The sequence below is a fragment of the Candidatus Planktophila sp. genome, from assembly GCF_040402315.1.
Taxonomy (GTDB): domain Bacteria; phylum Actinomycetota; class Actinomycetes; order Nanopelagicales; family Nanopelagicaceae; genus Planktophila.
Map to the genome: position 1 here is coordinate 1 of NZ_JBBAMU010000013.1, position 26,702 is coordinate 26,702.

The following is a 26,702-nucleotide window of genomic DNA, read 5'->3' on the forward strand; positions in this document are numbered from 1 at the left end:
GGGGCTATTGCAATTGTTGCCGGCTTCCAAGGAATTTCCCAAGATACAAAAGACATTACAACTTTAGGCCGTGGTGGGTCCGATACAACTGCGGTCGCACTCGCTGCAGCGCTAGAGGCTGATGTCTGTGAAATTTTTACAGATGTCGATGGCGTCTTCTCTGCCGATCCACGCGTTGTTCCAGCTGCGCGCAAATTAAAGACTGTGACATATGAAGAGATGTTAGAACTTGCTGCAGCCGGTGCGAAAGTTCTGCATTTGCGTTGTGTTGAATACGCCCGCCGATTTAATTTACCGATTCACGTTCGATCATCATTTACACCTAACGAAGGAACATGGGTGGTTGAAAACCATCCGGATGGAGGCACCATGGAGCAAGCAATCATTTCTGGCGTAGCGCACGATAAGTCAGAAGCTAAAGTCACAATCGTGGGTGTGCCGGACCGCACCGGCGTTGCTGCACGAATCTTCCAAGCCATTGCCGATAACGACATTAACGTTGACATGATTGTCCAGAATGTTTCTGCCGCCGCTACCGGCCTGACCGACATTTCCTTTACCGTCTCAAAGACTGAGGGACAGAAGGCAACGACGGTATTGCAACGCATTCAAGGCGAAGTCGGATTTGCCTCAATTATTTATGATGACACAATCGGCAAACTCTCACTTGTGGGAGCGGGAATGCGTTCGCACCCAGGTGTGACAGCCACATTCTTTGCGGCCATGGCCGATGCTGGAGTCAATATCGAAATGATTTCCACCTCTGAAATTCGCATCTCAGTCATCGTTCGCCAGGCAGATGTTGAGCGCGCGGCAAAGGCTGCCCACACCGCATTCGGTCTCGATGCCGATCAGATCGAAGCAGTTGTCTATGGAGGAACAGGTCGATGACACTTAAGAAGGCAAAGAGTGCGAAGAAACTCCCATCACTTGCAGTAGTGGGAGCGACAGGTGCGGTCGGCACAGTCATGCTCGATATCTTGAGCAAGCGCGCAAATGTCTATGGTGAAATTCGCCTGATTGCATCTGCTCGCAGTGCCGGCAAGAAATTGATGTGTCGCGGTGAAGAGCTCACAGTTGTAGCACTCTCACCAGAAGCCTTTGATGGCATTGATATTGCCATGTTCGATGTTCCAGATGAAATCTCGGCCGAGTGGGCACCAATTGCGGCAAAGCGCGGCGCTGTCGTTGTTGATAACTCTGGGGCATTTCGCATGGATAAGAAGGTGCCACTTGTGGTTCCAGAAGTAAATCCGAAGGCAGTAAAGAAGCGTCCAAAGGGAATTATCTCTAATCCGAATTGCACAACACTTTCCATGATCGTTGCCATGGGCGCACTTGATAAGAAGTTTGGCTTGAAAGAACTTGTTGTCTCTTCTTATCAGGCAGCATCGGGTGCTGGGCAACCTGGAATTGATGCGCTGCACGATCAGATTTCAAAGGTTGCTGGTAAGAGCCTTGGATCAGTAACCGAAGATCTTCGTGGCACCATTACTGATTTGGGGCCATTTCCAGCACCGCTTGCCATGAACGTTGTTCCATGGGCCGGTACTCTTAAAGAGGCTGGATATTCATCGGAGGAACTTAAAGTTCGCAACGAGTCACGAAAGATTCTCGGTATGCCAAAACTTAAAGTGGCTGCAACCTGCGTGCGCGTTCCTGTCATTACTACTCACTCACTTACAGTGCACGCAACCTTTTCCAAGGTTGTCACACGGAAAGCAGCTCAATCGGCGCTAAAAAAGGCGGAGGGAGTATTCCTCTATGACAATCCAGAGAAGATGCAATTTCCAACACCTGCCGATGTAGTGGGAACCGATCCGACCTGGGTTGGCCGTGTCCGTCAGTCATTGGATAACCCAAAGTCAATTGACCTCTTTGTATGTGGCGATAATTTGCGCAAGGGTGCAGCGTTAAATACTGCACAAATCGCAGAGTTACTTGCTGCTGAATTCACCCAAAAGTAAATAATCGCAGGAAGCAGAACTAGACTCTGACCATGACAATCGTGGTCGCAGGCGGTACTGGCCTTGCTGGCTCTGCAATTGTGCGGGCCTATCAGGCCACCGGCGCCGAAGTGGTTGCAATCAACCGAAAAGTTGTCGACCTGCTCGATCGTGATGCCACGACCGCGTTCTTGAAATCAGTAAAACCATCGCTGGTTGTTGATGCTGCTGCCAAGGTGGGCGGCATCGGTGCAAATAACGCTTATCCCGTTGAATTCCTCTCCGATAATGTGCGTATTCAAAGCAACCTGATGGAGGCGGCGCACGCAGCAGATGTAGAAAAGTTTATTTTTCTTGGCTCCAGCTGCATCTATCCACGAAATTGTGCTCAACCAATTAAAGAGGAATATCTACTCACCGGCCCACTTGAAGAGACCAACTCTGCCTATGCAATTGCAAAAATAGCTGGAATAGAACTTATTAAATCTTTCCGTAAAGAGTATGGCCGTACCTGGATCTCATTGATGCCTACAAATCTCTATGGTCCACGGGATAATTTCGAATTACAGGGATCACATGTGCTTCCTGCCTTTATTCGCCGCTTTGTCGAAGCCGCGCAGAATAACGTTGCTACCGAAACTTTGTGGGGCACGGGGTCACCTAAGCGTGAGTTTTTACATGTCGATGATTTAGCTTCGGCAGTTGTGCATTTAGGCAATACCTACGATGCAAAAGAGCACCTGAATATTGGAACAGGTGAAGACCTGACCATTAAGGAATTAGCGCAACTTGTGGCGCAATTAGCGGGCTTTACGGGTGAAATTGCGTGGGATACAACAAAACCCGACGGCACACCTCGCAAGGTCCTTGATGTTTCGAAGGCGAAATCGCTAGGTTGGGCCCCACAGATCTCTTTACGCGATGGGATCGCATCAACTATCGCTTGGTATAAAGATGCAACCGCAAAGGGAGAAGCGCGACAATGAGTAGAAAAGTTGCATTAATTACCGGCGTCACTGGTCAAGATGGTTCCTACCTTGCAGAGTTCCTATTAGCCAAAGGTTATGAAGTACACGGACTAATTCGACGTTCTTCTACATTTAACACTTCACGCATTGATCACATCTACCAAGACCCACATGAGAAGAACCCAAAGCTATTTCTGCATTATGGAGACCTCATTGATGGAGTGGGACTAACAAACCTCATCCGCGAAATTAAACCAACTGAGGTATATAACTTAGGTGCGCAATCACACGTTCAAGTTTCATTTACGATGCCGCAATACACCGGCCAGGTGGATGCAGTCGGTGCGGTTGGATTACTTGAGGCAATACGTTCTGCCGATCTTGATATTCGTTTCTATCAAGCATCAACTTCCGAACTCTTTGGTTCAACTCCACCACCACAGAATGAAGATTCGGTCTTCCGTCCGCAATCACCATATGCGGCGGCAAAGCTGATGGCTTACTGGTGCACAGTTAATTACCGCGATGGCTATGGGCTCCATGCATCAAATGGAATTCTCTTTAATCACGAGTCTCCACGTCGTGGCGAAACTTTCGTTACTCGTAAAATCACGCGTGCTGTTGCAGCCATCAAAGCTGGCAAGCAGGAGAAGCTATTTCTTGGAAACCTCACTGCTGTGCGCGACTGGGGTTATGCAAAAGAATATGTCGAGTCAATGTGGCTCATGCTGCAAGAAGATAAGCCTTCTGATTATGTTGTTGCAACCGGTGTTGGGGCTACCGTGAAAGATTTTGCGGAAGCAGCGTTTTCACGTGCAGGTCTTAATTGGAAAGATCATGTTGAGACAGATAAGAAATATATCCGGCCTACAGAGGTAGATGCTCTTATCGGCGATCCATCAAAGGTGAAAAAGGAACTTAATTGGAGTGCGACTACTCATTGGAAAGAACTTGCCGAACTTATGGTCGATGCTGATATTGCAGCACTCAATAAATAATTAGAACCCAGCGGTAAGAGTTACCAAAGAAACTTCTGGCGGACTTGCAACGCGAATTCGTGAGAATGGTCCAGTTCCCATACCTGCCGATACATTAAGTAGTGGTTCACCTTTCACAACTGTTACACCTCGGGCACGCCAATTGGGCAGATCACAATTAGTAGTCAGCGCCTTTGAACCACCAGGCCATGGCAAGCGCACCTGACCGCCATGAGTATGGCCAGCAAATATTGCATCGAGATTGTCATCAGACATAGCCTGAAGAATGCGCAGATATGGTGCATGCGTAACACCGACAGCAACGTGACATTTTTCTGGTTGCCCGGCGACGAGTGAATAATCATCAAATTCAAGATGTGCATCATCTGTGCCGCGAGCTTCAATCACCGTTTTATTGATGGTCACCATTGCGCGCGAAGTGTTGAGGTTCTTCCAGCCACGTGCTTGCAAACCAGAATCAAGTTCTTGCCAGGCAAGTTCGGGGCCGTGCACCCGTTTTCCATGGTTGGGAAGTAGGTACTTAAGCGGATTCCTCGGTACTGGTTCGTAGTAATCATTAGATCCAAAGACGAAGAGCCCAGGAATATCTAAGAGCGAGTCGAGTGCATCTAAAACCACGGGCACAGCGTGCTTATGTGCCAAGAAATCTCCAGTGCTAATAACTAGGTCAGGCTTGAGTGAGATAAAGGATTTAATAGCTGCAATCTCACGCTTTCGAGCTGGCGTGAGGTGGAGGTCAGAAAAATGAAGGATTCGAATATCTGCGTGGCCTGCCGGCAAGATAGGCATCTCGGCCTCGCGGAGTACATAACTCATGATTAACCAACAATAGTGGGGCGTGAGAAGATACGGCTATGGGATTAAAAGAGACACTCAAGAGCGACCTCACTGAGGCAATTCGTAGCAGCGACAAAGTTGTATCGGGAACCATCCGAATGGTTCTCACCGCTATTACCAATGAAGAGGTATCTGGAAAAGAAGCACGAGTACTTTCTGATGACGAAATCATTACCGTGCTTTCTCGTGAAGGCAAGAAGCGTCGCGAAGCGGCGGAAGAGTTTGCAAAAGCTGGACGCACAGATAGAGCAGCGGATGAAAAAGCTGAAGGTGAAGTGATCGCAAAGTATCTTCCGGCACAACTTTCCGAAGATGACATTAAGAAGTTAATCGCTGCTGCAGTTGCATCTACTGGTGCGGCTGGACCGGCTGATATGGGTAAGGTTATGGGAGCAATAAAGCCACAGATCGCAGGAAAAGCAGACGGTGCACTAGTTTCATCGCTGGTTAAAGCAGCGCTAACCAATTAAGCACAGGGAGAGGCAATAACTAATGAAGTTTGAATATGCCACAGTTCCACTACTTTCGCATGCAACTAAACAAATTCTTGATAATTGGGGTTCAGATGGTTGGGAACTTGTCACAGTTATTCCAGCACCCGGCGGGGAACAACTTGTTGCATACATGAAACGTGAGATCAAATAATGAGCGTTGATGTCCGGGCAAAGTTGGCTGAAAAAGGGCTAGTACTTCCCGTTGCCTCTAAACCAATTGCTGCCTACGTTCCGGCAGTTCGCACTGGCAACATTGTCTTTACCGCTGGTCAACTTCCGATGGTTGATGGAAAGATTGAGCGCGAAGGAAAAGTTGGCTCAGATATCACTGTAGAAGAAGCCAAAGCACTTGCCGAAATCTGTGCACTCAATGCGTTATCTGCGGTTGAACTTGTTGCACCCGTAGATTCCATTGTGAAAGTTGTTCGTCTTGTCTGTTACGTCAACGGCGCACCTGGATTTATTTCTCAGTCAGCAGTTGCCAATGGAGCATCAGAGCTCTTTATGCATATCTGGGGAGATGCTGGAGTTTCTGCTCGTAGCTCAGTAGGTGTTGCAGAACTTCCGCTTAACTCACCGGTTGAGGTCGAATTAACTGTAGAAGTAAGGTAATTACTTACCGCGCTTTTCCAGGCGCTCTAGATCTGTAATCAACACTGCGCGACCATCTAATTTAAGCCAGCCACGGCCGGCAAAATCTGCAAGTGCTTTATTCACAGTCTCACGTGATGCACCCACAAGTTGGGCGAGTTCTTCTTGGGTCAGATCATGATGGACAAATAAACCTTCGCTGCTCTGCTTTCCAAAGCGGGTACCTAAATCAATGAGTGCTTTTGCAACGCGGCCTGGAACATCAGAGAAGACCAAGTCTCCAACCGCTTCATTGGTGCGACGTAAACGTTGCGCTAAACGAGTAAGAAGGTGAAGTGAGACTTCCGGATTTCCTTTAAGCCAAGGAATCAATTTTTCATGGCTGAGCGAAAAGAGTTTTGCATCAGTAACTGCTGTGGCAGTTGATGTGCGTGGGCCTGGATCAAAAAGAGAGAGTTCACCAAACATTTCACCTGGGCCCAGGATTGAGAGCAGATTTTCTCGCCCATCACCGCTGGAGGTACCGAGCTTTAATTTGCCCTCATAGATGACGTAGACGTGTTCGCCCTCATCACCCTCTTTAAAGAGAATGCCGCCCTTGGAGATCTTCACTAAATCCATGGAAGCGCGCAGCGAAGCCGCCTGAGCATCATCCAGGGCGGTAAAGAGCGGGGCGCGTTTTACGACTTCATCTTCTTGGGGCACGTCGGTAGTTTACTCGTATGGGCGCCGATAGTGAAACTCGAAGTAACGCTCGGGCTATCTATCGGATCCTGACCAAAATCTACCCAGAGGTACGCTGCGAGTTAGATTTTACAAACCCGCTCGAGTTAACGGTGGCAGTGGTGCTATCAGCGCAATGCACTGATAAGAGAATCAATGCCTTAACACCGGCACTCTTTAAGAAATATAAGAAAGCGAAAGATTACGCACGAGCACCTCTTGCTGAAATTGAAGAATATATATTCTCGGCCGGTTTCTATCATGCAAAGGCGCGACATCTCAAAGGCCTCGGAACCAAACTTGTTGAAGATTTTGATGGGAAAATTCCCGCCACTATTCAAGAGCTCGTTACCTTGCCTGGTGTGGGTAGAAAAACTGCCAACGTTGTCCTAGGTCATGCATTTGGTATTCCAGGAATCACCGTCGATACCCACTTTGGTCGGTTATCACGACGCTTTGGTTGGACGACATCAAAGGATCCTGTCAAAGTTGAGCATGAAGTCGGTGTGCTTATCTCGCAGAAAGAATGGACGAATCTTTCACAAAGAATGATTTGGCACGGCCGGCGCATTTGTCATTCGCGTAAACCAGCGTGTGGAGCATGCCCGGTTGCAAAGATCTGCCCATCATTTGGCATTGGTGAGATGGATAAAGCGAAAGCGAAGTTACTGGTTAAGACGGATAAGGATTTTAGATGAAAAAGTTCATCACCCTTACTCTCTTGGCACTAATTCTGACTGGGTGCTCGGCCATCGAACCAATTCAAGTAAAAGGTAAAGTAGTTAGTTGCGAGAACATTACAGTCGAAGGTGGGACTGGCATGCCGCTGGAATGTCTTGGTGGCGGTAGCGCAATTGCTGCCGATTCAATTCGCGGGCCAGCGCTTATCAATGTGTGGGGAACGTGGTGTGAACCCTGTAAGCAAGAGTTGCCGCACCTGGCAGACTTTTGGGCCAAATACAGCAACCAAGTCGAAGTAGTGGGAATCGCGGTGGAAGAGAAGAACCAGAAGAGCGTAAGAAAGTTCATTAAAAATTATGGAATTTCCTGGCCCAATCTCTATGACACAACCGGGGCGACTCGTGGCAAATTTGGTATGGGCGTGCCTGTAACCTGGCTAGTAGATGAATCTGGGAAAGTTGTATATAAAAAATATGGACCATTTAAGTCGACCGAAGAAATTGAATTAGCAGCGATAAAGTATTTGGGAGTAAAATGATGTTTGACCTTATCTTCGCCCTCGTAGCTATTGGGGCATTCTTTAACGGTTATAAGAACGGCCTGGTCACAACAATTATTAGAACCATATTCTTCATCGCTGGCGGAGTAGGTGCGATGTATCTAGTTGTTAAATACGATCAATCAGGTTGGCTTATTATCGCAATCATCGTCGGTGCTTATGCAGCTGCTTTTGTGGGAACGCTGATTGCTAAAGCTTTGAAAGTCACCGTCATCCGCGGACCACTTCGGCTGGCAGATTCACTGATAGGGAGTGCATTTGAAGTTGGTAAGTATGTTCTTCTCTTTTATGTAATTGGCACGATTTTATTGTGGGCGCCATGGCCAGCCGGGCAGAACTCAGTTTCTGAGAGCCGCTTCTATCTGCAAGTAAGTAACCACGCACCTGAGGTGATTGCTGATATTCGTAAAGAGGTAGAGAAGGTTCTTTCTAATCCTCGTCTTTAGAGGATTTCAAACCTTCGGAAATCAATTTCATCACATTGGGATCTGCCAAAGTCGTTGCGTCACCGACCGCACGATTTTCAGCAACATCTTTTAAAAGCCTGCGCATAATCTTGCCGCTCCGAGTCTTCGGAAGTTCATTAACCACCATGATCTGACGAGGCTTTGCGATAGCCCCAATTTCCTTAGCAACGTGGTTACGTAGCTCTTTTACGAGTGCATCACCATCGGCATGGGCAACACCTCCTCGTAAAATAACGAAGGCAACAATTGCTTGACCAGTAAGTGCATCAGCTGCGCCAACGACAGCAGCCTCAGCGATTGCCTCGTGGGAGACAAGTGCCGATTCAACTTCAGTGGTAGAAATTCGATGGCCAGAAACATTCATCACATCATCTACTCGACCCATAAGCCAGATGGCACCGTCATCATCAAGCTTTGCACCATCGCCGGCAAAGTAAATTCCTGGGAAACGAGACCAGTAGGTTTCTTTATAGCGTTCGGTTTCACCCCACACGCCACGCAACATTGATGGCCATGGTTGATCAAGGATGAGGTAACCACCATGTCCATTTCCAACTTCTACACCTTTGTCATCAACAACTTTCGCGCTGATTCCGGGTAATGGCCGCATTGCAGATCCAGGTTTTGTAGCAGTCACACCTGGAAGAGGCGAGATCATGATTGCGCCAGTTTCTGTCTGCCACCAGGTATCAACGATTGGGCAGTTATTGCCACCAATAACTTCTCGGTACCACATCCATGCTTCCGGATTAATTGGTTCACCAACCGAACCGAGTAGACGCAATGATGTGAGATTGAATTTATTGGGAAATTCATCGCCCCACTTCATCCAGGTGCGAATGAGCGTTGGTGCTGTATACAAAATCGTGACGCTATATTTTTCGATAATCTCAAAGAAGCGCCCCTTATGTGGCGTATCAGGTGTGCCTTCATAAATAACTTGGGTGCAACCATTTATTAGCGGTCCATAGACCATATAGGTGTGGCCGGTAATCCAACCCACATCTGCAGTGCACCAGTAGATATCTTTTTCAGGTTTGATATCGAATACAACCTTGTGGGTATATGCGGCTTGGGTGAGATAGCCGCCGGTGGTATGAAAAATTCCTTTTGGTTTAGCTGTTGTTCCGGATGTGTAGAGAATAAATAAAGGGTGCTCGCTATCAAAATATTCCGGGGTATGCGTTGGGTTCTGGCGATCGACGAGATCATGCCACCAAATATCTCTACCGGCTGTCCACGCAGTCTCTTGCCCAGTGCGCTTTACCACTAAGATATTGGCAACGTTTGTCTCACCTTTCAGTGCTTCATCTACAAGTGGCTTAAGAGCAAATGCTGCACCTTTTCTAAAACCACCGTCTGCTGTGATAACTAATGTGGCATCGGCATCTTGGATCCGAGATAAGAGTGCGTCGGCGGAGAATCCACCAAAGACAACAGAGTGAATTGCGCCAATACGGGCACATGCCAGCATTGCAATGATTGCTTCCGGAATAAGTGGCATATAAATCGCAACGCGATCTTCTGCGTTGATCCCAATTTCGGTCAGAGCATTAGCAGCTTTACTGACGTCGGCAAGTAGTTGCGCATAAGAAATAGTTCGAGTATCACCAGGTTCGCCCTCAAAATGAAAAGCTATGCGATCACCATTTCCTTCAGCAACATGTCTATCTACTGCGTTGACGCTCGCATTAATCTCGCCACCAACAAACCATTGCGCAAAGGGTGAATCCCACTGCAGCGTCTTATCCCACTTCTTATGCCAATTCAGAGCACTGGCCTGCTCATCCCAGAAAGCTAGCCGATCTTTATCAGCGTGTGGGTAAAGGTCAGCACTTACATTTGCTTGGGTGGCAAAAGCGTTTGATGGAGGAAAAGTTCTATTTTCAGTAGCCAGGTTTTCTATTGATTCAGAATTGCCACTCATATACGCGAGGTTACTGTTTGTAAGGAAATTTTTCTAGCGATATTTATCAACAGAGCACCAGATTGAGTCATATTTCTTATCGATGAAGGCCAATGATTCGCAGCTAGCGCCAAATCCATCTGAACTATGAAAGGAAAATTATGACAATTGCAGCCATCATTACCATTTTGCTTAAAATCCTCGGCAACCCCGCCCTCATAGCGGGCCTGATCGCCTACCTGCAGAAACTCCTCCACCCTTAGGGGTTGCGAGCCTGCCGGCCGCTCCCGCGTAGTAAGTGAGTCGATTTTTCTTACGCGGGGGTAGGTGGTTGGATTAGGCGTAAGCCTGACAAAGACCCAGTGCCGCGTCGATGCGTTTACACCAGTTCTAGCCACTCACTTGGGAGCATCAGATGCCAATAGCAACCCCTGAAGTTTATGCAGCAATGTTAGACCGCGCGAAAGCGGGATCATTTGCTTATCCAGGAATTAACGTTACTTCGTCACAAACAATCATCGGAGCTATTCGTGGTTTCGCCGAGGCAGAGTCCGATGGAATTATTCAATTTTCTTGGGGTGGTGCTGAATACGCATCCGGTTCAACGGTAAAGCACATGGTTGATGGCGCGGTAGCGCTCGCAGAATTTGCCCACGTTGTGGCAAAGAACTACAAGGTCAACATTGGTATTCATACAGATCACTGCCCAGCCGAGAAGCTAGATGGCTTTATGCGCCCACTTCTTGAAATCGGTGCGCAGCGAGTTAAAGAAGGTAAGCAGCCACTATTTAATTCACATATGTGGGACGGTTCAGCAGTTGATATGCCAGAGAATATGAAGGTCGCTCGCGAACTTCTTGATAAGTCTGTCGCCGCTCGCACAGTGCTTGAAATTGAAATCGGCGTTGTCGGCGGAGAAGAAGATGGCATTGAAGCAAAGCACGATGCAAAACTTTACTCAACTCCAGAAGATGCGCTCCTCGTCATTGAAACGCTAGGAAATGATGCAAATGCGCGTTACATGGTTGCCGCAACATTCGGAAATGTGCACGGTGTATACAAGCCAGGAAACGTTGTATTGCAGCCAAAGATTCTTAAGACTTTGCAGGAGGCAGTTGCTGCCAAGCTTGGTCTAGCTGCAGGAAGCAAGCCTATGAATCTTGTCTTCCACGGTGGCTCTGGCTCGCTACTTTCAGAGATCCGCGAGTCACTCGATTACGGCGTGATCAAGATGAATATTGATACTGATACTCAGTACGCCTTTACCCGCCCGGTCGTTGATTACGTCATGAAAAACTACGATGGAGTCTTAAAAATCGATGGCGAAGTCGGTAATAAAAAGGTTTACGACCCACGTGCGTGGGGCAAAGCGGCAGAAGCGGGAATCGCAGCGCGCGTAGGCGTAGCATGTGAGAACCTTCGCTCCACTGGCACATCACTACTTAAATAAAAACCTAACAACGAGTCGGAAAGGCTTCATCCATGCCTGCATTAGTACTGCTGGGAGCTCAGTGGGGCGATGAGGGCAAGGGTAAAGCTACCGACTTGTTGGGCGATCGCGTTGATTACGTTGTCCGCTATCAAGGAGGAAACAATGCCGGCCACACAGTTGTTATTGGTGACCAAAAGTATGCGCTGCACTTACTTCCTTCCGGAATCCTTTCTCCCAATGTAATTCCAGTCATCGCCAATGGAGTTGTAATTGATCCAGGTGTATTACTTGAAGAAATTAAAGGGCTGACCGAACGTGGAATTGATTGCAGCAAGTTAGTTATATCAACGAACGCACATCTGATTACTCCTTACCACCGCACCATTGATAAAGTCTCTGAGCGTTTTCTAGGTAAATCAAAGATTGGTACAACTGGTCGTGGAATTGGTCCGGCCTATGCTGACAAGATCAACCGCATTGGAATTCGTGTACAAGACCTATTTGATCCATCAATTCTTCGTCAGAAGCTAGAAGCAGCCTTGCGCGATAAGAACCAAGTTCTGATCAAGGTTTTCAACCGGAAAGATATTGAAGTCGATGAAGTATTAGAAGAGTACTTACGATACGCAGAAATCTTGCGTCCTTACGTGGCAGATACAGTCTTATTACTTGATAACGCCCTCAAAGCTGGCAAGCGAGTACTCCTTGAAGGTTCGCAAGGAACACTCCTTGATGTCGACCATGGAACATATCCATTCGTTACTTCATCGAACCCGACCGCCGGTGGTGCATGTACAGGGTCTGGAATAGGACCAACAAAGATTGATCGTGTGATTGGAATTGTTAAGGCTTACACAACTCGCGTTGGGTCAGGCCCATTTCCAACAGAACTCTTCGATGAAGATGGTGAGAAGCTACGCACTATTGGTGGCGAAGTCGGGGTCACAACGGGGCGTGCACGTCGATGCGGTTGGTATGACGCTCCTATTGCCCGCTATGCGGTGCGAGTAAACGGACTTACCGATTTCTTTCTCACCAAACTCGATGTCTTAACTGGCTGGGAACAAATTCCAGTCTGTGTTGCATATGAGATCGATGGTAAGCGCGTTGAAGAGCTACCTGCTTCACAAACAGATTTCCATCATGCAAAGCCAATCTACGAATTTCTTCCAGGATGGAAAGAAGATATCTCTGGCGCTAAGAAAATGAGCGACCTGCCTAAGAACGCCCAAGATTACGTGAGTTTCCTGGAAAAGATTTCTGGTGCACCAATGAGCGCCATCGGCGTTGGTCCTGGGCGCACTCAAACAATTGTTGTGAAGGATTTCATCTAAGCCATGAAAATCCTCCTAGTTGGAAGCGGTGGCCGTGAGCACGCACTCGCACTAGGACTACAAGCAGATGCAGCATGTACTGAACTCCATGTCGCGCCAGGAAATCCTGGCATTGCAACAATTGCCACAATTCACCCAGTTGCTGTGACAGATAATGATGCCATCTGTGAATTAGCAAAGAAGTTAGAAGTTGATTTAGTAGTCATTGGCCCAGAAGTTCCACTTGTCAATGGCGTCGCAGATGTATTACGCAGCGCCGGTTTTGCCGTCTTTGGTCCTTCCAAGGCTGCGGCGCAACTTGAAGGTTCAAAAGATTTCGCTAAAGGGGTCATGCGTGATGCCGGAGTTCCCACTGCACATGGTTTTACCTGCACTAAGCAATCAGAGATAGAGATAGCGCTCGACACTTTTGGTGCACCCTATGTTGTTAAAGATGATGGCCTTGCTGCAGGCAAGGGAGTGGTGGTCACTAATGATCGCGATGTCGCACTCGCACATGCACTTACATGCAATCGTGTTGTCATCGAAGAATATTTAGCCGGCCCAGAGATTTCACTCTTCGGAATTTCAGATGGCCGAAATATTTTGCCGATGCAACCTGCACAAGATTTCAAACGCGCCTTCGATGGTGATCTGGGACCAAACACTGGTGGCATGGGGGCTTACTCCCCACTTGCCTGGGCACCAGATGACATCGTTGAAGAAACCTATGAAAAAGTATTAGCGCCCATGATTGCCGAGATGGCAGCGCGCGGGACTCCCTTTGTGGGGCTGCTCTATGCCGGGTTAGCGCTGACCGATGATGGAATCCGAGTGATTGAATTCAATGCCCGTTTTGGAGATCCGGAAACACAAGTGCTTATTCCACGATTGATAACACCGCTGGCCACACTTCTCTATAAGGCTGCCACCGATGATCTAGATGATGAAGTACTGCACTGGCGCGATGAAAGCGCCGTCACTGTTGTTCTCGCAGCTGGCGGATATCCCGAATCTCCTAAGACGGGTGGAGTCATCACTCTAAAGCCGGCAGTTGAGAAAACCCAGATTTTTCACTCTGGCACAACACAAAACGGAGCATCGCTGCTCTCTAGTGGCGGCCGGGTGCTGACAATTACCGGAATGGGCGCCGATCTCACCGAAGCTCGGGACCGCGCATATCTAGTCATCTCACAGATTGCACTCGAAGGCTCTTTCTACCGCAGTGATATCGCACTTAATGCGTCGGTGGCAGAGAAGGGCAATTAAATGGAGGAGAATGCACCAGTGAGCGTATTAGCTAATCGTTATGCATCCGCCGAGATGCGCAAAGTTTTTGCGCCCGAAGAAAAAATCATTGCTGAACGCAAACTCTGGATTGCAGTAGCCAAGGCGCAGGCAAAGCTGGGGCATGTGATTGCTGATTCAGTGATTGCAGATTATGAGAAAGTTATTTCAAAGGTGGATCTAGCATCTATCGATGCCCGAGAGAAGATCACTCGCCACGATGTCAAGGCCCGTATCGAGGAATTCAACACTCTGGCTGGCCATGAAGCTATCCATGCTGGAATGACTAGTCGTGATCTGACCGAAAATATTGAAGCACTTCAAGTTCGCAATGGGCTTTCGATTGTTCACAATAAGACGGTCGCACTTCTTGCCGCGCTCGCTGCAAAAGCTGCGCTGTATTCTGATCAACCCATCGCTGGGCGCTCACATAATGTTCCCGCCCAGATAACAACTTTAGGTAAGCGTTTTGCATCGGCGGCGGAAGAACTTCTCTTTGCATACGAACGACTTATCTCTCTTCAAGATCGCTATCCGATGCGCGGAATTAAAGGTCCGGTTGGAACTGCACAAGATTCCATGGATCTCTTGGGTTCAACCGAAGCCCATCAGAAACTGGAATCTGCTATCGCAGCTGAACTTGGTTTCAATCGAGTATTAGATTCAACCGGTCAGGTCTATCCGCGCTCACTTGATTACGAGGTAGTGACAACTCTTGTTCAAATTGCAGCTTCACCTTCTTCACTTGCTACATCTATTCGACTTATGGCAGGTGCTGAACTGGTCACCGAAGGGTTCCGGGCCGGACAAGTGGGTTCATCGGCCATGCCACACAAGATGAATACCCGTTCATGTGAACGAGTAAATGGGCTCACCGTCATTCTTCGCGGATATGCATCGATGGTCGCTGAACTCGCTGGCAATCAATGGAATGAAGGCGATGTTTCATGCAGCGTTGTTCGCCGAGTCGCCCTACCTGATGCCTTCTATGCCATCGATGGACTACTTGAAACCATGCTCACAGTGCTTAATGAGTTTGGTGCATTTCCGGCAGTAATTGCAGCAGAGCTAGAAAGATACTTACCGTTCTTGGCAACAACAAAGATTTTGATGGCTTCAGTAAAAGCAGGCGTGGGTCGAGAAGTTGCTCACGAAGTGATTAAGGAACATGCAGTTGCGGCAGCACTAGGAATGCGCGAAGAAAAGTCAAATAATTTCCTTGATGCGATTTCACAGGATAATCGGATTCCATTCGACAGAGCAGCACTCGAAGCACTCATTGGTAATCCACTTGAATTTACTGGCGATGCTCGCCAACAAGTCACTCGAGTTGTAAGTCGCATTGAGGCGATTACTTCCGCGCACCCTGCCGCTGCGCAGTACAAGCCCGGCTCTATTCGGTGAGCGGCTTCGGTGTAGCTGGCCCGCCGCCAGCACCATCGATTGCAGGTTGGAACCACCTTCGCACTGGAAAAGTGCGCGACTTGTATTCAAATGAATTGGGCGAAATTCTGCTTGTGGCATCTGATCGCATTTCAGCTTTCGATTGGGTACTACCAACGACTATCCCCAATAAGGGTGCAATCCTGACTCAGCTCTCACTCTTCTGGTTTGAATTACTTTCTGACATCGTTCCTAACCATGTCATCTCTGATGAGGTACCCGAGTCTGTTGCAGATCGCGCAGTTATTGTGCAACCGCTTGAAATGTTTGCCATTGAATGTGTGGCCCGTGGATATCTGACCGGTAGCGGGCTGGTGGAATACAACACCAACCAAGAAGTGTGTGGGAATCCACTTCCAGCAGGGTTATTAGATGGTTCAGCCCTACCAGCAAGCATTTTCACACCAGCAACAAAGGCTGAAGTAGGTGATCACGATCTCAATATAGATTTCCAGAGCGCGAGCAAAATAGTGGGGCCAGAATCGGCGGAAGAACTGCGCCGGCTTACGCTTGCACTCTATGACACCGCGGCCGATTTTGCACGCGGGCGGGGCATCATTCTGGCCGATACTAAATTTGAATTTGGAATTAATATAGCGGGAGAAATTACACTAGGAGATGAAGCGCTAACTCCAGATTCATCAAGATTTTGGGAATCTGATGGTTGGGCTCCTGGAAAATCACAGCCTTCTTTTGATAAACAATTTGTACGCGATTGGTTGACTTCTAGTGGTTGGGATAAGAAATCTGCGCCACCAGAGCTTCCCAACGAAGTTGTTGAGAAGACAGCGGAGCGTTACAACAGTGCATTTGAAAGAATTACCGGCAGTAAGTTCTAAGCAAAAACTAGGGAGATAAAAATGGCAAAGATTGTGGTTGATGTGATGTTAAAGCCCGAAATTCTTGACCCACAAGGCAAGGCAGTAGCGGCAGCCCTTCCACGACTTGGATTTAGCTTTGCCAAAGATGTCAGACAAGGCAAGCGATTTGAAATTGAGGTAGATGGAGATCTCACGCCAGCACAGCTGGCCGAAGTTGAAAAGGCTGCCGAAAAATTGTTATCAAATCCAGTCATTGAAAACTTCACAGTGCGAGTGGAGAAGTAGTAGCTATGAAGATAGGCGTTGTAACTTTTCCAGGCACCCTCGATGATCGAGATGCGGCCCGCGCAGTTCGTCACGCTGGCGGTGAAGCCATATCTTTGTGGCATAACGATGCCGATCTCAAGGGCGTAGATGCAGTCATTCTTCCGGGCGGCTTTTCCTACGGTGACTACCTTCGCTGCGGTGCCATCTCGCGCTTTTCGCCAGTGATGGAGCCCATCATTGATGCAGCTAATGGCGGGATGCCGCTTCTCGGTATCTGTAACGGGTTTCAGGTCCTTGCCGAGGCACATTTGATTCCTGGGGCGCTGACACGTAATCACGAGCTATATTTCCTATGTCGAGATCAGAAACTAACGATTGAAAATACAAATACTTCTTGGACTTCTTCTTTTACTCAAGGTCAAGAAATTCTGATCCCACTAAAAAATGGTGAAGGTGCTTATATGTGCGATGACAAGACTCTTACAGAGTTAGAGAGTGAAGGTCGCATCATTGCTCGATATGTCGGAGAAAATCCAAATGGATCTCGTAATCTCATTGCCGGCATCACTAATGCACGTGGAAATGTTGTTGGTCTGATGCCCCATCCGGAACATGCAATTGATTCACTGACCGGACCATCAGCAGATGGTTTGGGCTTCTTTACTTCAGTATTAAAAGCGTTGGTGGGCTAATGGCACTTGATACCGTTGCTATCGCCCAAGCGAATCCAGATGCAACTCAACCTTTTGCAGAACTTGGGTTAAAGCCCGATGAGTATGCGAGTATTAAACAAATCCTTGGACGGCGCCCCACTTCTTCCGAGCTCGCTATGTATTCGGTGATGTGGTCTGAACACTGTTCGTATAAGTCATCAAAAGTTCAATTGCAGCAATTTGGAGAGAAGGCAGTTAAGAGTGATGCGCTCTTGGTTGGTATTGGTGAAAATGCTGGCGTTGTCGATGTGGGACAAGGCTATGCCGTAACTTTTAAAATTGAATCCCATAACCACCCATCCTTTATTGAGCCATATCAAGGAGCTGCTACCGGTGTGGGTGGAATCGTGCGTGACATTCTTACAATGGGTGCACGCCCAATTGCCATCATGGATCCACTTCGTTTTGGACCAGCAGATGCACCAGATACTCGTCGCGTACTCCCCGGAATCATCGCTGGCGTTGGTGGATATGGAAACTGCTTAGGGTTACCAAATATTGGTGGCGAAGTTGTCTTTGATGAAACATATATTGGAAACCCATTGGTTAATGCCCTTTGTGTGGGCGTCATGAAACATAGCGATATTAAGCTCGCAAAAGCAGCTGGCGCTGGAAATCTCGTAGTTCTCTATGGGGCGAAAACCGGCGGCGATGGAATCGGTGGCGTATCCGTACTCGCATCAGAGACATTTGAATCTAAGGGGCCAGCGAAGCGTCCGGCAGTTCAGGTGGGTGATCCCTTTGTTGAAAAAGTATTGATTGAATGTTCGCTTGAGATATTTGCCGAAGACCTCGTTGTTGGAATTCAAGATTTGGGTGGTGCCGGACTTTCTTGTGCTACTTCAGAACTTGCATCCGGTGGTTCAGGTGGCATGAAAGTGCAGCTAGATAAAGTTCCGCTTCGCGACCCATCACTTTCACCAGAAGAGATCTTGATGTCTGAATCACAAGAGCGGATGTGCGCAATTGTGGAACCAAGCAAGATTGCACGTTTCCTGGAAATCTGTGAGAAATGGGATGTCACAGTTAATGTCATTGGTGAAGTCACAGATGGCAAACACCTTGAAATTACCTGGAATGGCGAACTCATTGTCGATGTTCCACCTCGCACAGTTGCCCATGATGGACCGGTCTATCAGCGACCACTTGCACAACCTGCCTATATTGATGCGGTTGCCAAAGAGGTAATCAACGTTCCCATTCCATCAACGCCGGATGAAATCAAAGCTACCGTTTTGAAGTTGGCAGCAACTCCAAACTTGGCAGATAAATCATGGGTCACAAACCAATACGATCGTTATGTTCAGGGAAATACCATTCAATCGCAACCTGATGATTCTGGAATGGTGCGTATTGATGAGAAGACTCACTTGGGTGTGGCAGTTGCAACAGATGCCAACGCCAATTGGTCTTACTTAAATCCTTACCAGGGTGCGAAGTTAGCGCTGGCAGAGGCAGCGCGAAATATTGCAACTGCCGGTGCGAAACCGCTTGCGGTGACCAACTGTCTTAACTTTGGTTCACCAGAAGATCCAGGTGTGATGTGGCAATTTGCCGAATCTGTGCGCGGGCTAGCAGATGGATGTTTAGAGATGGGACTACCTATTACAGGTGGAAACGTCTCGTTTTATAACCAGACGGGATCTGTTGCAATCCTTCCTACCCCTGTTATTGGTGTACTTGGTGTCATTGATGATGTGCGCACGCGCACGCCGATGTCATTTGATCGTGCGGGCCTTGATCTCTACCTGCTCGGTGAAACGCACGAAGATCTGGCAGGAAGTGAATGGGCATATTTGCATAATCAACGTGGAGGTATTGCACCGATTGCAGATCTTCAACGCGAAATGCGCCTGATAGAACTTCTTGTTGCCGGTCGCACAAAGCAGATATTTACGGCAGCGCACGACTTAAGCCAAGGTGGCTTAGCGGCAACACTGACAGAGATGGTGCTGCGCCATCACACAGGTGCAACTATCCAATTGGAGAACGTTGGAATTGCACTCTTAAGCGAGAGCCCAGGTCGTGTGGTCGTGGCAATTGATCCTGCCCAAACCAATGCACTCACAAGTGAGGCAGCGGTGCAGAAGATTGCGCTGACAAAGATTGGCGTGACAGGTGGAAACGCTCTTGTTATCAATGGCGCAGCTATTGCGCTAGCTGAACTACACACCGCACACACGCAAACCTTTCCGAAGTTGTTTGGCTAATAAGTTATGCGCGATCCACTTGTTCTTCAAGAAGTAAAAGCAACGCTTGCACTTCTGACCGAACGTTCGCCAGGGCGCGCGATAGAAGTGCGAATTCCTCCCTATGCCGCGGTGCAGTGCGGTGCCGGCCCCACGCATACGCGCGGAACCCCGGCAAATGTAATTGAGATGGATGCCCAGACTTGGCTCGCACTTGCCCGCGGAGAGCGCACCTGGGCCGATGCAATGGCGGCAGGTTTGATAACTGCCTCAGGAGTGAGGGCAGACCTAACATCACTTCTACCGCTTAGGATTGCGCCATGAGCCGGCGCCCGGATGGATTGCTAAATCACAATCTGCTTGATGTTGATCTTGGACCACAAGATGCTTGCGGTGTTTTCGGAGTATGGGCACCGGGTGAAGAGGTAGCAAAGCTCACCTTCTATGGTTTGTATGCACTTCAACATCGTGGGCAAGAATCAGCAGGTATCGCAACATCTGATGGTGAAAGAATCTTGATTTATAAGGATATGGGTCTTGTTTCCCAAGTATTTACCGAGACCGACCTAGCTTCCCTGGTTGGCAATCTTGCCATTGGTCACTGTCGTTACAGCACAACCGGATCAAGTACCTGGGTTAATGCGCAGCCCACACTTCGGCCAACGAAGTATGGAACGTTAGCACTTGCACATAATGGAAACCTGACAAATACCGGCTCACTTGCCGAGATAGTTCAAAAGTTAGAGACAAACCTTTCCAAGAATGAACGCGGTGCAACGACAGACACTGAAATTATGACAGCACTTATTGGTCTGCAAGATGAGAAGAATGTGGAAGCGAGTGCACTTGCGGTCTTGCCAAAACTTGAAGGTGCATTCTCACTCGTCTTTATGGATGAACACACCTTGTATGCAGCCCGTGATCGCCATGGTGTTCGACCACTTGTAATTGGCAAACTCGAACGCGGATGGGTAGTTGCATCTGAATCTGCCGCCTTAGATATTGTGGGCGCGGCATTTGTTCGAGAAGTAGAACCTGGTGAATTTCTTGCCATCAATGAAGATGGAATTCGTTCACAGATGTGGGCAACTCCTGATCCCAAAGGTTGCATCTTTGAATATGTCTATCTGGCTCGTCCTGACACAACAATTGCTGGCCAGGGTATTCACGCCGTTCGTGGGCGTATTGGCCAACGCTTAGCAATCGAAGCTCCAGTGGATGCTGATCTAGTTATTCCAGTTCCTGAATCTGGAACACCGGCAGCAATTGGTTATGCCAAGCAATCTGGAATTCCATATGGCCTTGGTCTTGTGAAAAACTCATATGTGGGACGCACATTTATTCAGCCATCACAGACAATTCGCCAGCTTGGAATTCGTTTGAAACTTAATCCACTTCGCGAAATCATTGAAGGTAAGCGCATCATCGTTGTCGATGACTCAATTGTCCGTGGAAATACCCAACGCGCTCTAGTACGCATGTTGCGTGAAGCCGGAGCCCTGGAAATCCATGTTCGTATCTCTTCCCCACCTGTTAAATGGCCCTGCTTCTATGGAATTGATTTTGCTACTCGCGCCGAACTCATTGCTAGTGGTTTAGAAGTCGAAGAAATTCGCCGCTCTATTGGCGCAGATTCACTGGCCTATGTCTCTGAGGCAGGGCTCATTGAAGCAACGAGCATTGCCGAAGATAAGTTATGCACTGCATGTTTTTCTGGTAACTATCCCATCGCAATTCCAACAGATATGTCTGAAGGAAAGATGCGGCTAGAAATCACAGAGGTTCATAAGTAGTGGCAACATATAAAGATGCTGGTGTTGATATTGATGCTGGAGATCGCGCAGTTGAATTAATGAAGGCATCGATTGCTCGTGCTTCGCGCCCAGAAGTAATGGGTGGCATTGGCGGATTTGCCGGACTCTTTGATGCATCTGCGCTCAAAGGCATGAAACAACCACTCCTGGCAACATCAACAGATGGCGTTGGCACAAAGACTGAGATTGCTCGCCAATTAGGAAAGTACGACACTATTGGCGAGGACCTGGTTGCCATGGTTGTTGACGATCTTGTTGTTTGTGGGGCAGAACCACTATTTATGACTGATTACATAGCTGTTGGCAAGGTAATTCCGGAACGTATTGCAGATATTGTCTCTGGAATAGCACGTGGATGCCAGAAGTCAGGAACTGCCCTCATTGGCGGTGAAACCGCCGAACACCCTGGTCTACTTGATGAAGATGAGTTTGATATTGCAGGCGCGGCAACCGGCGTGGTCGATGCGGAGAAACAATTAAGTGCCGAGCGAGTTAAAAGTGGAGATTTGATTATCGCAATGCCGGCAAGTGGCTTTCATGCAAATGGGTATTCACTGATTCGCCACATTCTGAGCTCACAGAAACTTGATCTCAATAAAAAGTATGAAGGACTAGCTGCCACGCTCGGAGAAGTCCTGCTGACTCCCACTGAAATTTACACACTCGATTGTTTAGCGTTAATCAAAGCTCAAGGAGAAAAGCTGCGCACCTTTAGCCACATCACTGGTGGGGGAATAGCTGATAACACTGCGCGCGTTATTCCGGCCGGGTTGCGTGCTCGATATGACCGCTCAACTTGGTCACTTCCTGTGGCAACACAGTTCTTGGCAGATAGTGCATCAGTGCCACAAGTAGATATGGAGCGCACCTGGAATTGTGGCATTGGCATGAGCGCCATCGTTGATCCAGCCGTTGGCGATCTTGTTATTCGCTCGCTCGCAGCCCGTGGAATGTCGGCTTGGATTGCCGGCGTCGTTGAGCCTTCCAGTGATTACGATTTACCACGTTCATACTTGGTCTCTGAGTACAAAGGATAAATTCAATGGCCAGTAAGTCAAAGCTCGCTCGTCAAAACCAGGTTAAGAAGAGCAAGAACGTTAACTTCTACATCATTGCCATTCCAGTTCTTGGATTCATTATCAAGTTAATCACCATGATCAACACCCCTGATGGCGGGTGGCTTGGCGCAGATGGTGAAAATTACTTCAGTGGCGTTGATGGACTAATCGCCGACGGATATTTATCGGATAAGAGCATTCTTTCCTACTGGCCAGCGGGATATCCCATATTGCTGTGGGCCCTGGCAAAAATTTCTATCACACAGATAATTTGGTTGATTTCAATTACGCAGAGCCTCTTCTATGCCTATGCCAGCTATTACTTTGTCAAACAACTTTGCGACACTAAATTGCGTCCATATCTATTTCTTATCGGAATTTTTCTGGCATTTAACCCAACGCTCTCGCTGAGCTCAATGGCAGTAGGTTATGAGAGCCCGATTGCGGCGTGTATGTTGATGGTTGTGGGACTCATTATTAAATCTTTGCAGAGTCCTAATGATCGCCGTCTAGTAATCCGTGTTCTCGGTGTGGGTGGCTTCTCGGCTCTTGCAACATTTATGCAACCACGTTGGATTCTTACATCAATTATCATCGCAGTTGCGTGGGCGTTAATGTATAAGAGCCGTAAAGTGCAGGCGCTGATTCTGGTGGGCGTTATCGGGGTAATGACAATTGCGCCGGCAATACTTATTCAACGCAACGTTGCATCAATTGATAAAGCTGTCATCTCCACAAACCTGGGTGTCACCATGAAGCTCGGTGCTGGTCCGCAAACAACTGGTGGATATGCCCACACTGGACCAGATGTTCCTTGTGATCCAGTTCCGCCGGCAACAACGGTTTCAGATAACGATGTCGTTAAGTGTGTGATCAAGTGGTATGCCGCAAATCCAGTAAAAGCTGGAAAACTCTTTGTGAAGAAGGGTTGGTACTACTGGACTCCATGGTCTGGTCCATTTGCAAATGGAACAATGGCGCGCAACCCTTGGCTTAAGGTCAATCCAATTATGGATATCGCACGCGGTAGCCAATCGGGAAATGATCTGGTTTATAAATCTGTCGGCAAAGGTATTTCATTCTTCTGGGTAGTTGGCGGCATTTCACTCTTCTTTATTGGATTCTTCTGGCTGCGTTCCATGAAGGGCATCTATGCCAATATCGCCTGGCTCACCGGTATCCCGGTCGTCATCTCCTGGCTCATCTCTATGGGCACCATCGGTGATCACCGATTCCGTATCCCGACGATGTCTTTGAGCCTGTTCTTACAGGTAATGGGCTACTTCGCCCTGCGCCACAAGGCTAAAACGCGCTCATTTGCCGTTGCTTTGGAGTCAAGTGCCAAGGCGCGATAACCTACGCGTCTGACACGCTATTAACTCGTAAGGAGGTCGCCCATGGGTCGCGGCCGTGCAAAAGCAAAGCAGACGAAAGTCGCTCGCGATTTAAAGTACAACTCTCAGGAGATGGACCTCGATCGCCTTGCCAAAGAACTTCATGGCGATACTCCGAGCCAGCAAAATCAAGAGGATGAAGATCCATTTGCTGAAGGAAATTACATCCCTCGCGCATAAGTAGTTTTTCTACCTAGACTTAGCTACGTGAGACCAACACCGTATGTCGCATCCCTGCGCATCTACGAACCTCTTTCCGCATTTGATTCCCTCGACCGCCTTCGTTGGCAGAGCATTGATGCAAATACTGATACTCGCAAAGAAGAGCAGGCGCTGGCACTACGCCGTTTAGTCTTTCCAGAACCTCCGGCGGGTCGCCCCGATGGTGCACATGTATTGGATATCAACGGAATTCGTTACGTATCACCATGGTCAACGGCAACCCGTTGTTGGGCAGCACTCGATGACTTTAAAGAATCGCTGCCATCCTCAATTACTCCATTTTTTATCTCATCAGCTCTGGAAGAAGTAATCACAACAGGTGTAGATCTCATTGAAGATCGAGTTCCACACATCATCACCGAAACCTGGGTAATCCCACCGCGCTGGTTCTCACTTTTTACTCCAGAAGAGCGCGTGCGCGGGGAAGATGACGATGGACCATTCTCATTTGCCCATACAACAATGGCCAAGGCTCGGGAACGCGCCATGAGATCGCACGAAATTGTCTTGGCAGCATTTGGCCAAGGCCCGGTTGAAGGAGAAATTGAGAATTTACTTGATTGGCTTGAGCTCTTTCACTCAGAGTCACTGGTGGAGTTAGATTACGGCGGCTTAGCCGCATACCTTGATACTTCACTTCGAGCACAAGGCAAAGATGGTCTTGATGATGATACTTCTATCGAAGATGTTGCCAAAAGTTTGTCTGGTTTAGCCGCAGCCGATGGCTCCATCGCCGGGCAAGGCTATGAAAAGCTTGTTTCGCGCTGGAGATTGGTGCAAGGGTTCGAATCAGCAACCTAATCTTCATATATCGGTAAGAAGGGCGGTATTGCCAGCAGCGTATCGGTGGGGAATACTTCGCGACATAACAGCTTAAATCGGACACTCGAATACGGCTAAGTTTTTTGGGGGAAATACATGAGTCGTCTGCCTGATGCAGAAGTGCTTCTGACTCCGCGCGAGGTTGCCGACTTATTTGGCGTTGATCCCAAGACCGTTACTCGTTGGGCGAAGGCTGGAAAACTCACTTCGATTCGCACGCTAGGTGGACATCGCAGATATCGTAAATCTGAAGTCGATGATCTTCGCCAGAATTACTTCAAGGCACAGAATTAATAAATAATTTACGCTATGAGTTATTCAATCGCGCAATTTTTTTTATTGGGTTTTCTCACCTTTGCACTCGTTGGCCTTATTACGCCACTGATCAGATATCTTGCGCTGCGCATCAATGCCGTTGATGCGCCCACCATAGAACGTAAGGTGCAGAAGGAGCCTGTTCCATATTTAGGTGGAGTCGCAATTGCAATTGGAATTATCTCGGCATCCTACGGCTCATTGATTGCAAATGATTTCTCGCTAGCAGCGCTCAAACTTGCCAGCTCGGTATTGGTGCCAGCAATTGCAATATCAGCAATGGGCTTGTGGGATGACTTACGTGGTTTAGCCCCATGGCCGCGTCTTGTTGCGCAGACATTTACCGGAATCATCGTGGCTGTCATTCTTACCGTCACCGACACCATGGGTTTTGCCTTCAGCAACCACATCGTCAATTATTCAATCACAGTGCTCTGGATTGTTGGAGTCTGTAACTCCATAAACTTCTTTGATAATCATGATGGTGGGGCTGCGGGAACAGTTGCAGTCATTACCTTTTTCCTCTTCTTTATCGCCTACGACCGCCAGCAAGTACTTGTCAGCGCCCTTGCGATAGTAACTGCCGGTGCTACAGCTGGATTTCTGCTCTGGAACCGCACCCCGGCGAAGATTTATATGGGCGATGCCGGCTCACTCTTTCTCGGCATCATCGTTTCGGTATTAACAATTCGCTTAAGCCCGGGAGTGATTCCGGTTTATAAGTCACTTGCAATTCCACTTTTTCTGATGGCAACGCCCATTCTTGATACAACAGTTGCAGTGACATCGCGTTTATATCGCGGCATCTCACCTTTCCAAGGAGGCCGTGATCATCTTTCTCACCGATTAATGCGCTTTGGCCTTAATCGTCGCATCACCGCATTTACCTTGTGGGCCTTTGCCGGCTTTTATGGGTTTGTTGCCATCGCTATCTATATCTGGCCCGACACATGGGGCACCCAAGTGATTGTCCTAGGCGCCATTGCATGGGTGGCACAGTTGATTTATTTCTTAAGAATTCCATCTGAGGGGTAGACTGCGAACATGTCAGATAAAAACGAAGATATGAAAGCAAAGATGCTTGCTGCCCTAGAAGCGAAGAAGAATAAGAAGGGCGCACCTGGTTCCCAGACACACTCTGAATCAGGGTCAAAGATTCGTGGCGGACAACGCAGTGGCGGGGCACCTCAGGTGCAACGTAAAGCAGGACCTTCTGGTTCAGGTTCTGCAGGTTAATAAAGAAAAATAGAAGTGGCTCGGGACAGGATCGAACTGTCGACCTCACGATTTTCAGTCGCGCGCTCGTACCAACTGAGCTACCGAGCCAATATTAAATTTTTACTAAATTTTAGTTAAAAAGAAGAGAGTGTGTGGACACTCTCTTCTTTTTGCGACCCGGACGGGACTTGAACCCGCGACCTCCGCCGTGACAGGGCGGCGCG

30 protein-coding genes and 1 tRNA gene are annotated in these 26,702 nt (G+C 48.2%); 27 read left to right on the forward strand and 4 right to left on the reverse strand.

Features of this window, described 5'->3' with window-relative positions:
• The 4 genes from AC9UEP_RS03460 to gmd form a co-directional block, all read left to right on the forward strand.
• Nucleotides 1-891 (forward strand): aspartate kinase (locus AC9UEP_RS03460; RefSeq protein WP_509544025.1); only part of this gene is annotated, 891 nt, incomplete at its 5' end.
• Nucleotides 888-1,967, forward strand: coding sequence for an aspartate-semialdehyde dehydrogenase (locus tag AC9UEP_RS03465; protein ID WP_509544026.1), 1,080 nt, complete (start codon nucleotides 888-890; stop codon nucleotides 1,965-1,967). The genes AC9UEP_RS03460 and AC9UEP_RS03465, both read left to right, overlap by 4 nt.
• A gap of 32 nt (nucleotides 1,968-1,999) precedes the next feature.
• The gene (locus AC9UEP_RS03470) at nucleotides 2,000-2,932 is read left to right on the forward strand and encodes a GDP-L-fucose synthase family protein (protein ID WP_509544028.1); all 933 of its coding nucleotides are present in this window, start codon (nucleotides 2,000-2,002) and stop codon (nucleotides 2,930-2,932) included.
• Entirely contained in the window at nucleotides 2,929-3,912 is a 984-nt protein-coding gene (gene gmd / locus AC9UEP_RS03475; RefSeq protein ID WP_509544030.1) for a GDP-mannose 4,6-dehydratase, read from the forward strand. The genes AC9UEP_RS03470 and gmd overlap by 4 nt, the downstream gene beginning before the upstream one ends.
• On the opposite strand, the gene AC9UEP_RS03480 is transcribed toward gmd, so the two are convergent.
• The gene (locus AC9UEP_RS03480; RefSeq protein WP_509544031.1) at nucleotides 3,913-4,728 is read right to left on the reverse strand and encodes a metallophosphoesterase; all 816 of its coding nucleotides are present in this window, start codon (nucleotides 4,726-4,728) and stop codon (nucleotides 3,913-3,915) included.
• A 38-nt stretch (nucleotides 4,729-4,766) separates the two neighbouring features.
• Here AC9UEP_RS03480 and AC9UEP_RS03485 point away from each other — a divergent pair, with 38 nt between their 5' ends.
• The 3 genes from AC9UEP_RS03485 to AC9UEP_RS03495 are packed head-to-tail and all read left to right on the forward strand — an operon-like array spanning nucleotide 4,767 to nucleotide 5,855.
• Nucleotides 4,767-5,219 (forward strand): GatB/YqeY domain-containing protein, encoded by a 453-nt coding sequence (locus AC9UEP_RS03485; RefSeq protein ID WP_509544032.1) that lies wholly within the window; start codon nucleotides 4,767-4,769, stop codon nucleotides 5,217-5,219.
• Nucleotides 5,220-5,241: 22 nt separating this feature from the next.
• Complete coding sequence (gene sp36 / locus AC9UEP_RS03490) at nucleotides 5,242-5,394, forward strand: Sp36 family protein (RefSeq protein WP_509544033.1); 153 nt, start codon at nucleotides 5,242-5,244, stop codon at nucleotides 5,392-5,394.
• Nucleotides 5,394-5,855 (forward strand): RidA family protein, encoded by a 462-nt coding sequence (locus tag AC9UEP_RS03495; protein ID WP_509544034.1) that lies wholly within the window; start codon nucleotides 5,394-5,396, stop codon nucleotides 5,853-5,855. The genes sp36 and AC9UEP_RS03495 overlap by 1 nt, the downstream gene beginning before the upstream one ends.
• On the opposite strand, the gene AC9UEP_RS03500 is transcribed toward AC9UEP_RS03495, so the two are convergent.
• Entirely contained in the window at nucleotides 5,856-6,539 is a 684-nt protein-coding gene (locus AC9UEP_RS03500; protein WP_509544036.1) for a Crp/Fnr family transcriptional regulator, read from the reverse strand.
• A gap of 17 nt (nucleotides 6,540-6,556) precedes the next feature.
• Between AC9UEP_RS03500 and nth the strand changes: the two genes are divergently transcribed.
• Genes nth through AC9UEP_RS03515 form a run of 3 tightly spaced genes read left to right on the forward strand, consistent with a single transcriptional unit; the run spans nucleotide 6,557 to nucleotide 8,243 of the window.
• The gene (gene nth / locus AC9UEP_RS03505; RefSeq protein ID WP_509544038.1) at nucleotides 6,557-7,255 is read left to right on the forward strand and encodes an endonuclease III; all 699 of its coding nucleotides are present in this window, start codon (nucleotides 6,557-6,559) and stop codon (nucleotides 7,253-7,255) included.
• Nucleotides 7,252-7,776, forward strand: coding sequence for a TlpA disulfide reductase family protein (locus AC9UEP_RS03510; protein ID WP_509544039.1), 525 nt, complete (start codon nucleotides 7,252-7,254; stop codon nucleotides 7,774-7,776). Before nth ends, AC9UEP_RS03510 begins: the two co-directional genes overlap by 4 nt.
• Nucleotides 7,773-8,243, forward strand: coding sequence for a CvpA family protein (locus tag AC9UEP_RS03515; RefSeq protein ID WP_509544041.1), 471 nt, complete (start codon nucleotides 7,773-7,775; stop codon nucleotides 8,241-8,243). The genes AC9UEP_RS03510 and AC9UEP_RS03515 overlap by 4 nt, the downstream gene beginning before the upstream one ends.
• On the opposite strand, the gene acs is transcribed toward AC9UEP_RS03515, so the two are convergent.
• Nucleotides 8,227-10,191, reverse strand: coding sequence for an acetate--CoA ligase (gene acs, locus AC9UEP_RS03520; protein WP_509544042.1), 1,965 nt, complete (start codon nucleotides 10,189-10,191; stop codon nucleotides 8,227-8,229). The two genes, AC9UEP_RS03515 and acs, sit on opposite strands and share 17 nt — an antisense overlap.
• Before the next feature lie 394 nt (nucleotides 10,192-10,585).
• Here acs and fbaA point away from each other — a divergent pair, with 394 nt between their 5' ends.
• The 17 genes from fbaA (at nucleotide 10,586) to AC9UEP_RS03605 (ending at nucleotide 26,496) form a co-directional block, all read left to right on the forward strand.
• On the forward strand, nucleotides 10,586-11,620 hold the full coding sequence (gene fbaA, locus AC9UEP_RS03525; protein WP_509544044.1) for a class II fructose-bisphosphate aldolase: 1,035 nt from the start codon (nucleotides 10,586-10,588) through the stop codon (nucleotides 11,618-11,620).
• 32 nt (nucleotides 11,621-11,652) lie between these two features.
• Nucleotides 11,653-12,936: an adenylosuccinate synthase gene (locus AC9UEP_RS03530; protein ID WP_509544046.1), complete on the forward strand. Its 1,284-nt coding sequence runs from the start codon at nucleotides 11,653-11,655 to the stop codon at nucleotides 12,934-12,936.
• A gap of 3 nt (nucleotides 12,937-12,939) precedes the next feature.
• The gene (gene purD, locus AC9UEP_RS03535; protein ID WP_509544048.1) at nucleotides 12,940-14,184 is read left to right on the forward strand and encodes a phosphoribosylamine--glycine ligase; all 1,245 of its coding nucleotides are present in this window, start codon (nucleotides 12,940-12,942) and stop codon (nucleotides 14,182-14,184) included.
• On the forward strand, nucleotides 14,185-15,606 hold the full coding sequence (gene purB, locus AC9UEP_RS03540; RefSeq protein WP_509544050.1) for an adenylosuccinate lyase: 1,422 nt from the start codon (nucleotides 14,185-14,187) through the stop codon (nucleotides 15,604-15,606).
• Nucleotides 15,603-16,484, forward strand: coding sequence for a phosphoribosylaminoimidazolesuccinocarboxamide synthase (locus AC9UEP_RS03545; protein ID WP_509544052.1), 882 nt, complete (start codon nucleotides 15,603-15,605; stop codon nucleotides 16,482-16,484). The genes purB and AC9UEP_RS03545 overlap by 4 nt, the downstream gene beginning before the upstream one ends.
• A gap of 21 nt (nucleotides 16,485-16,505) precedes the next feature.
• Complete coding sequence (gene purS, locus AC9UEP_RS03550) at nucleotides 16,506-16,751, forward strand: phosphoribosylformylglycinamidine synthase subunit PurS (protein ID WP_509544054.1); 246 nt, start codon at nucleotides 16,506-16,508, stop codon at nucleotides 16,749-16,751.
• Between the two features lie 5 nt (nucleotides 16,752-16,756).
• On the forward strand, nucleotides 16,757-17,425 hold the full coding sequence (gene purQ / locus AC9UEP_RS03555) for a phosphoribosylformylglycinamidine synthase subunit PurQ (RefSeq protein ID WP_509544056.1): 669 nt from the start codon (nucleotides 16,757-16,759) through the stop codon (nucleotides 17,423-17,425).
• Entirely contained in the window at nucleotides 17,425-19,656 is a 2,232-nt protein-coding gene (purL, locus tag AC9UEP_RS03560; protein ID WP_509544057.1) for a phosphoribosylformylglycinamidine synthase subunit PurL, read from the forward strand. Before purQ ends, purL begins: the two co-directional genes overlap by 1 nt.
• A gap of 6 nt (nucleotides 19,657-19,662) precedes the next feature.
• Nucleotides 19,663-19,959 (forward strand): sterol carrier family protein, encoded by a 297-nt coding sequence (locus AC9UEP_RS03565; protein WP_509544059.1) that lies wholly within the window; start codon nucleotides 19,663-19,665, stop codon nucleotides 19,957-19,959.
• The gene (gene purF / locus AC9UEP_RS03570) at nucleotides 19,956-21,428 is read left to right on the forward strand and encodes an amidophosphoribosyltransferase (RefSeq protein ID WP_509544061.1); all 1,473 of its coding nucleotides are present in this window, start codon (nucleotides 19,956-19,958) and stop codon (nucleotides 21,426-21,428) included. Before AC9UEP_RS03565 ends, purF begins: the two co-directional genes overlap by 4 nt.
• Nucleotides 21,428-22,486 (forward strand): phosphoribosylformylglycinamidine cyclo-ligase, encoded by a 1,059-nt coding sequence (gene purM / locus AC9UEP_RS03575; RefSeq protein ID WP_509544063.1) that lies wholly within the window; start codon nucleotides 21,428-21,430, stop codon nucleotides 22,484-22,486. The genes purF and purM overlap by 1 nt, the downstream gene beginning before the upstream one ends.
• Before the next feature lie 5 nt (nucleotides 22,487-22,491).
• Entirely contained in the window at nucleotides 22,492-23,862 is a 1,371-nt protein-coding gene (locus AC9UEP_RS03580) for a hypothetical protein (protein ID WP_509544065.1), read from the forward strand.
• 42 nt (nucleotides 23,863-23,904) lie between these two features.
• Nucleotides 23,905-24,081, forward strand: coding sequence for a DUF3073 domain-containing protein (locus tag AC9UEP_RS03585; protein WP_509544066.1), 177 nt, complete (start codon nucleotides 23,905-23,907; stop codon nucleotides 24,079-24,081).
• A 27-nt stretch (nucleotides 24,082-24,108) separates the two neighbouring features.
• A complete protein-coding gene (locus tag AC9UEP_RS03590; protein WP_509544068.1) occupies nucleotides 24,109-24,924 on the forward strand; it encodes a DUF8083 family protein in 816 nt (271 codons plus the stop codon).
• A gap of 117 nt (nucleotides 24,925-25,041) precedes the next feature.
• Nucleotides 25,042-25,239 (forward strand): BldC family transcriptional regulator, encoded by a 198-nt coding sequence (locus AC9UEP_RS03595; RefSeq protein ID WP_095675320.1) that lies wholly within the window; start codon nucleotides 25,042-25,044, stop codon nucleotides 25,237-25,239.
• Between the two features lie 15 nt (nucleotides 25,240-25,254).
• Entirely contained in the window at nucleotides 25,255-26,295 is a 1,041-nt protein-coding gene (locus AC9UEP_RS03600) for an MraY family glycosyltransferase (RefSeq protein WP_509544070.1), read from the forward strand.
• A 9-nt stretch (nucleotides 26,296-26,304) separates the two neighbouring features.
• Complete coding sequence (locus tag AC9UEP_RS03605) at nucleotides 26,305-26,496, forward strand: DUF5302 family protein (protein ID WP_095675318.1); 192 nt, start codon at nucleotides 26,305-26,307, stop codon at nucleotides 26,494-26,496.
• Nucleotides 26,497-26,512: 16 nt separating this feature from the next.
• Here the strand turns inward: AC9UEP_RS03605 and AC9UEP_RS03610 are convergent.
• Nucleotides 26,513-26,586: transfer RNA gene (locus AC9UEP_RS03610), tRNA-Phe, on the reverse strand.
• Nucleotides 26,587-26,702: the final 116 nt, after the last annotated feature.

Coding starts and splice junctions, on each gene's coding strand:
- AC9UEP_RS03465 (WP_509544026.1), top strand. CDS start 888: ATGACACTTAAGAAGGCAAAGAGTGCGAAGAAACTCCCATCACTTGCA.
- AC9UEP_RS03470 (WP_509544028.1), top strand. CDS start 2,000: ATGACAATCGTGGTCGCAGGCGGTACTGGCCTTGCTGGCTCTGCAATT.
- gmd (WP_509544030.1), top strand. CDS start 2,929: ATGAGTAGAAAAGTTGCATTAATTACCGGCGTCACTGGTCAAGATGGT.
- AC9UEP_RS03480 (WP_509544031.1), bottom strand. CDS start 4,728: ATGAGTTATGTACTCCGCGAGGCCGAGATGCCTATCTTGCCGGCAGGC.
- AC9UEP_RS03485 (WP_509544032.1), top strand. CDS start 4,767: ATGGGATTAAAAGAGACACTCAAGAGCGACCTCACTGAGGCAATTCGT.
- sp36 (WP_509544033.1), top strand. CDS start 5,242: ATGAAGTTTGAATATGCCACAGTTCCACTACTTTCGCATGCAACTAAA.
- AC9UEP_RS03495 (WP_509544034.1), top strand. CDS start 5,394: ATGAGCGTTGATGTCCGGGCAAAGTTGGCTGAAAAAGGGCTAGTACTT.
- nth (WP_509544038.1), top strand. CDS start 6,557: ATGGGCGCCGATAGTGAAACTCGAAGTAACGCTCGGGCTATCTATCGG.
- AC9UEP_RS03510 (WP_509544039.1), top strand. CDS start 7,252: ATGAAAAAGTTCATCACCCTTACTCTCTTGGCACTAATTCTGACTGGG.
- AC9UEP_RS03515 (WP_509544041.1), top strand. CDS start 7,773: ATGATGTTTGACCTTATCTTCGCCCTCGTAGCTATTGGGGCATTCTTT.
- acs (WP_509544042.1), bottom strand. CDS start 10,191: ATGAGTGGCAATTCTGAATCAATAGAAAACCTGGCTACTGAAAATAGA.
- fbaA (WP_509544044.1), top strand. CDS start 10,586: ATGCCAATAGCAACCCCTGAAGTTTATGCAGCAATGTTAGACCGCGCG.
- AC9UEP_RS03530 (WP_509544046.1), top strand. CDS start 11,653: ATGCCTGCATTAGTACTGCTGGGAGCTCAGTGGGGCGATGAGGGCAAG.
- purD (WP_509544048.1), top strand. CDS start 12,940: ATGAAAATCCTCCTAGTTGGAAGCGGTGGCCGTGAGCACGCACTCGCA.
- purB (WP_509544050.1), top strand. CDS start 14,185: ATGGAGGAGAATGCACCAGTGAGCGTATTAGCTAATCGTTATGCATCC.
- purS (WP_509544054.1), top strand. CDS start 16,506: ATGGCAAAGATTGTGGTTGATGTGATGTTAAAGCCCGAAATTCTTGAC.
- purQ (WP_509544056.1), top strand. CDS start 16,757: ATGAAGATAGGCGTTGTAACTTTTCCAGGCACCCTCGATGATCGAGAT.
- purL (WP_509544057.1), top strand. CDS start 17,425: ATGGCACTTGATACCGTTGCTATCGCCCAAGCGAATCCAGATGCAACT.
- AC9UEP_RS03565 (WP_509544059.1), top strand. CDS start 19,663: ATGCGCGATCCACTTGTTCTTCAAGAAGTAAAAGCAACGCTTGCACTT.
- purF (WP_509544061.1), top strand. CDS start 19,956: ATGAGCCGGCGCCCGGATGGATTGCTAAATCACAATCTGCTTGATGTT.
- AC9UEP_RS03580 (WP_509544065.1), top strand. CDS start 22,492: ATGGCCAGTAAGTCAAAGCTCGCTCGTCAAAACCAGGTTAAGAAGAGC.
- AC9UEP_RS03585 (WP_509544066.1), top strand. CDS start 23,905: ATGGGTCGCGGCCGTGCAAAAGCAAAGCAGACGAAAGTCGCTCGCGAT.
- AC9UEP_RS03595 (WP_095675320.1), top strand. CDS start 25,042: ATGAGTCGTCTGCCTGATGCAGAAGTGCTTCTGACTCCGCGCGAGGTT.
- AC9UEP_RS03600 (WP_509544070.1), top strand. CDS start 25,255: ATGAGTTATTCAATCGCGCAATTTTTTTTATTGGGTTTTCTCACCTTT.
- AC9UEP_RS03605 (WP_095675318.1), top strand. CDS start 26,305: ATGTCAGATAAAAACGAAGATATGAAAGCAAAGATGCTTGCTGCCCTA.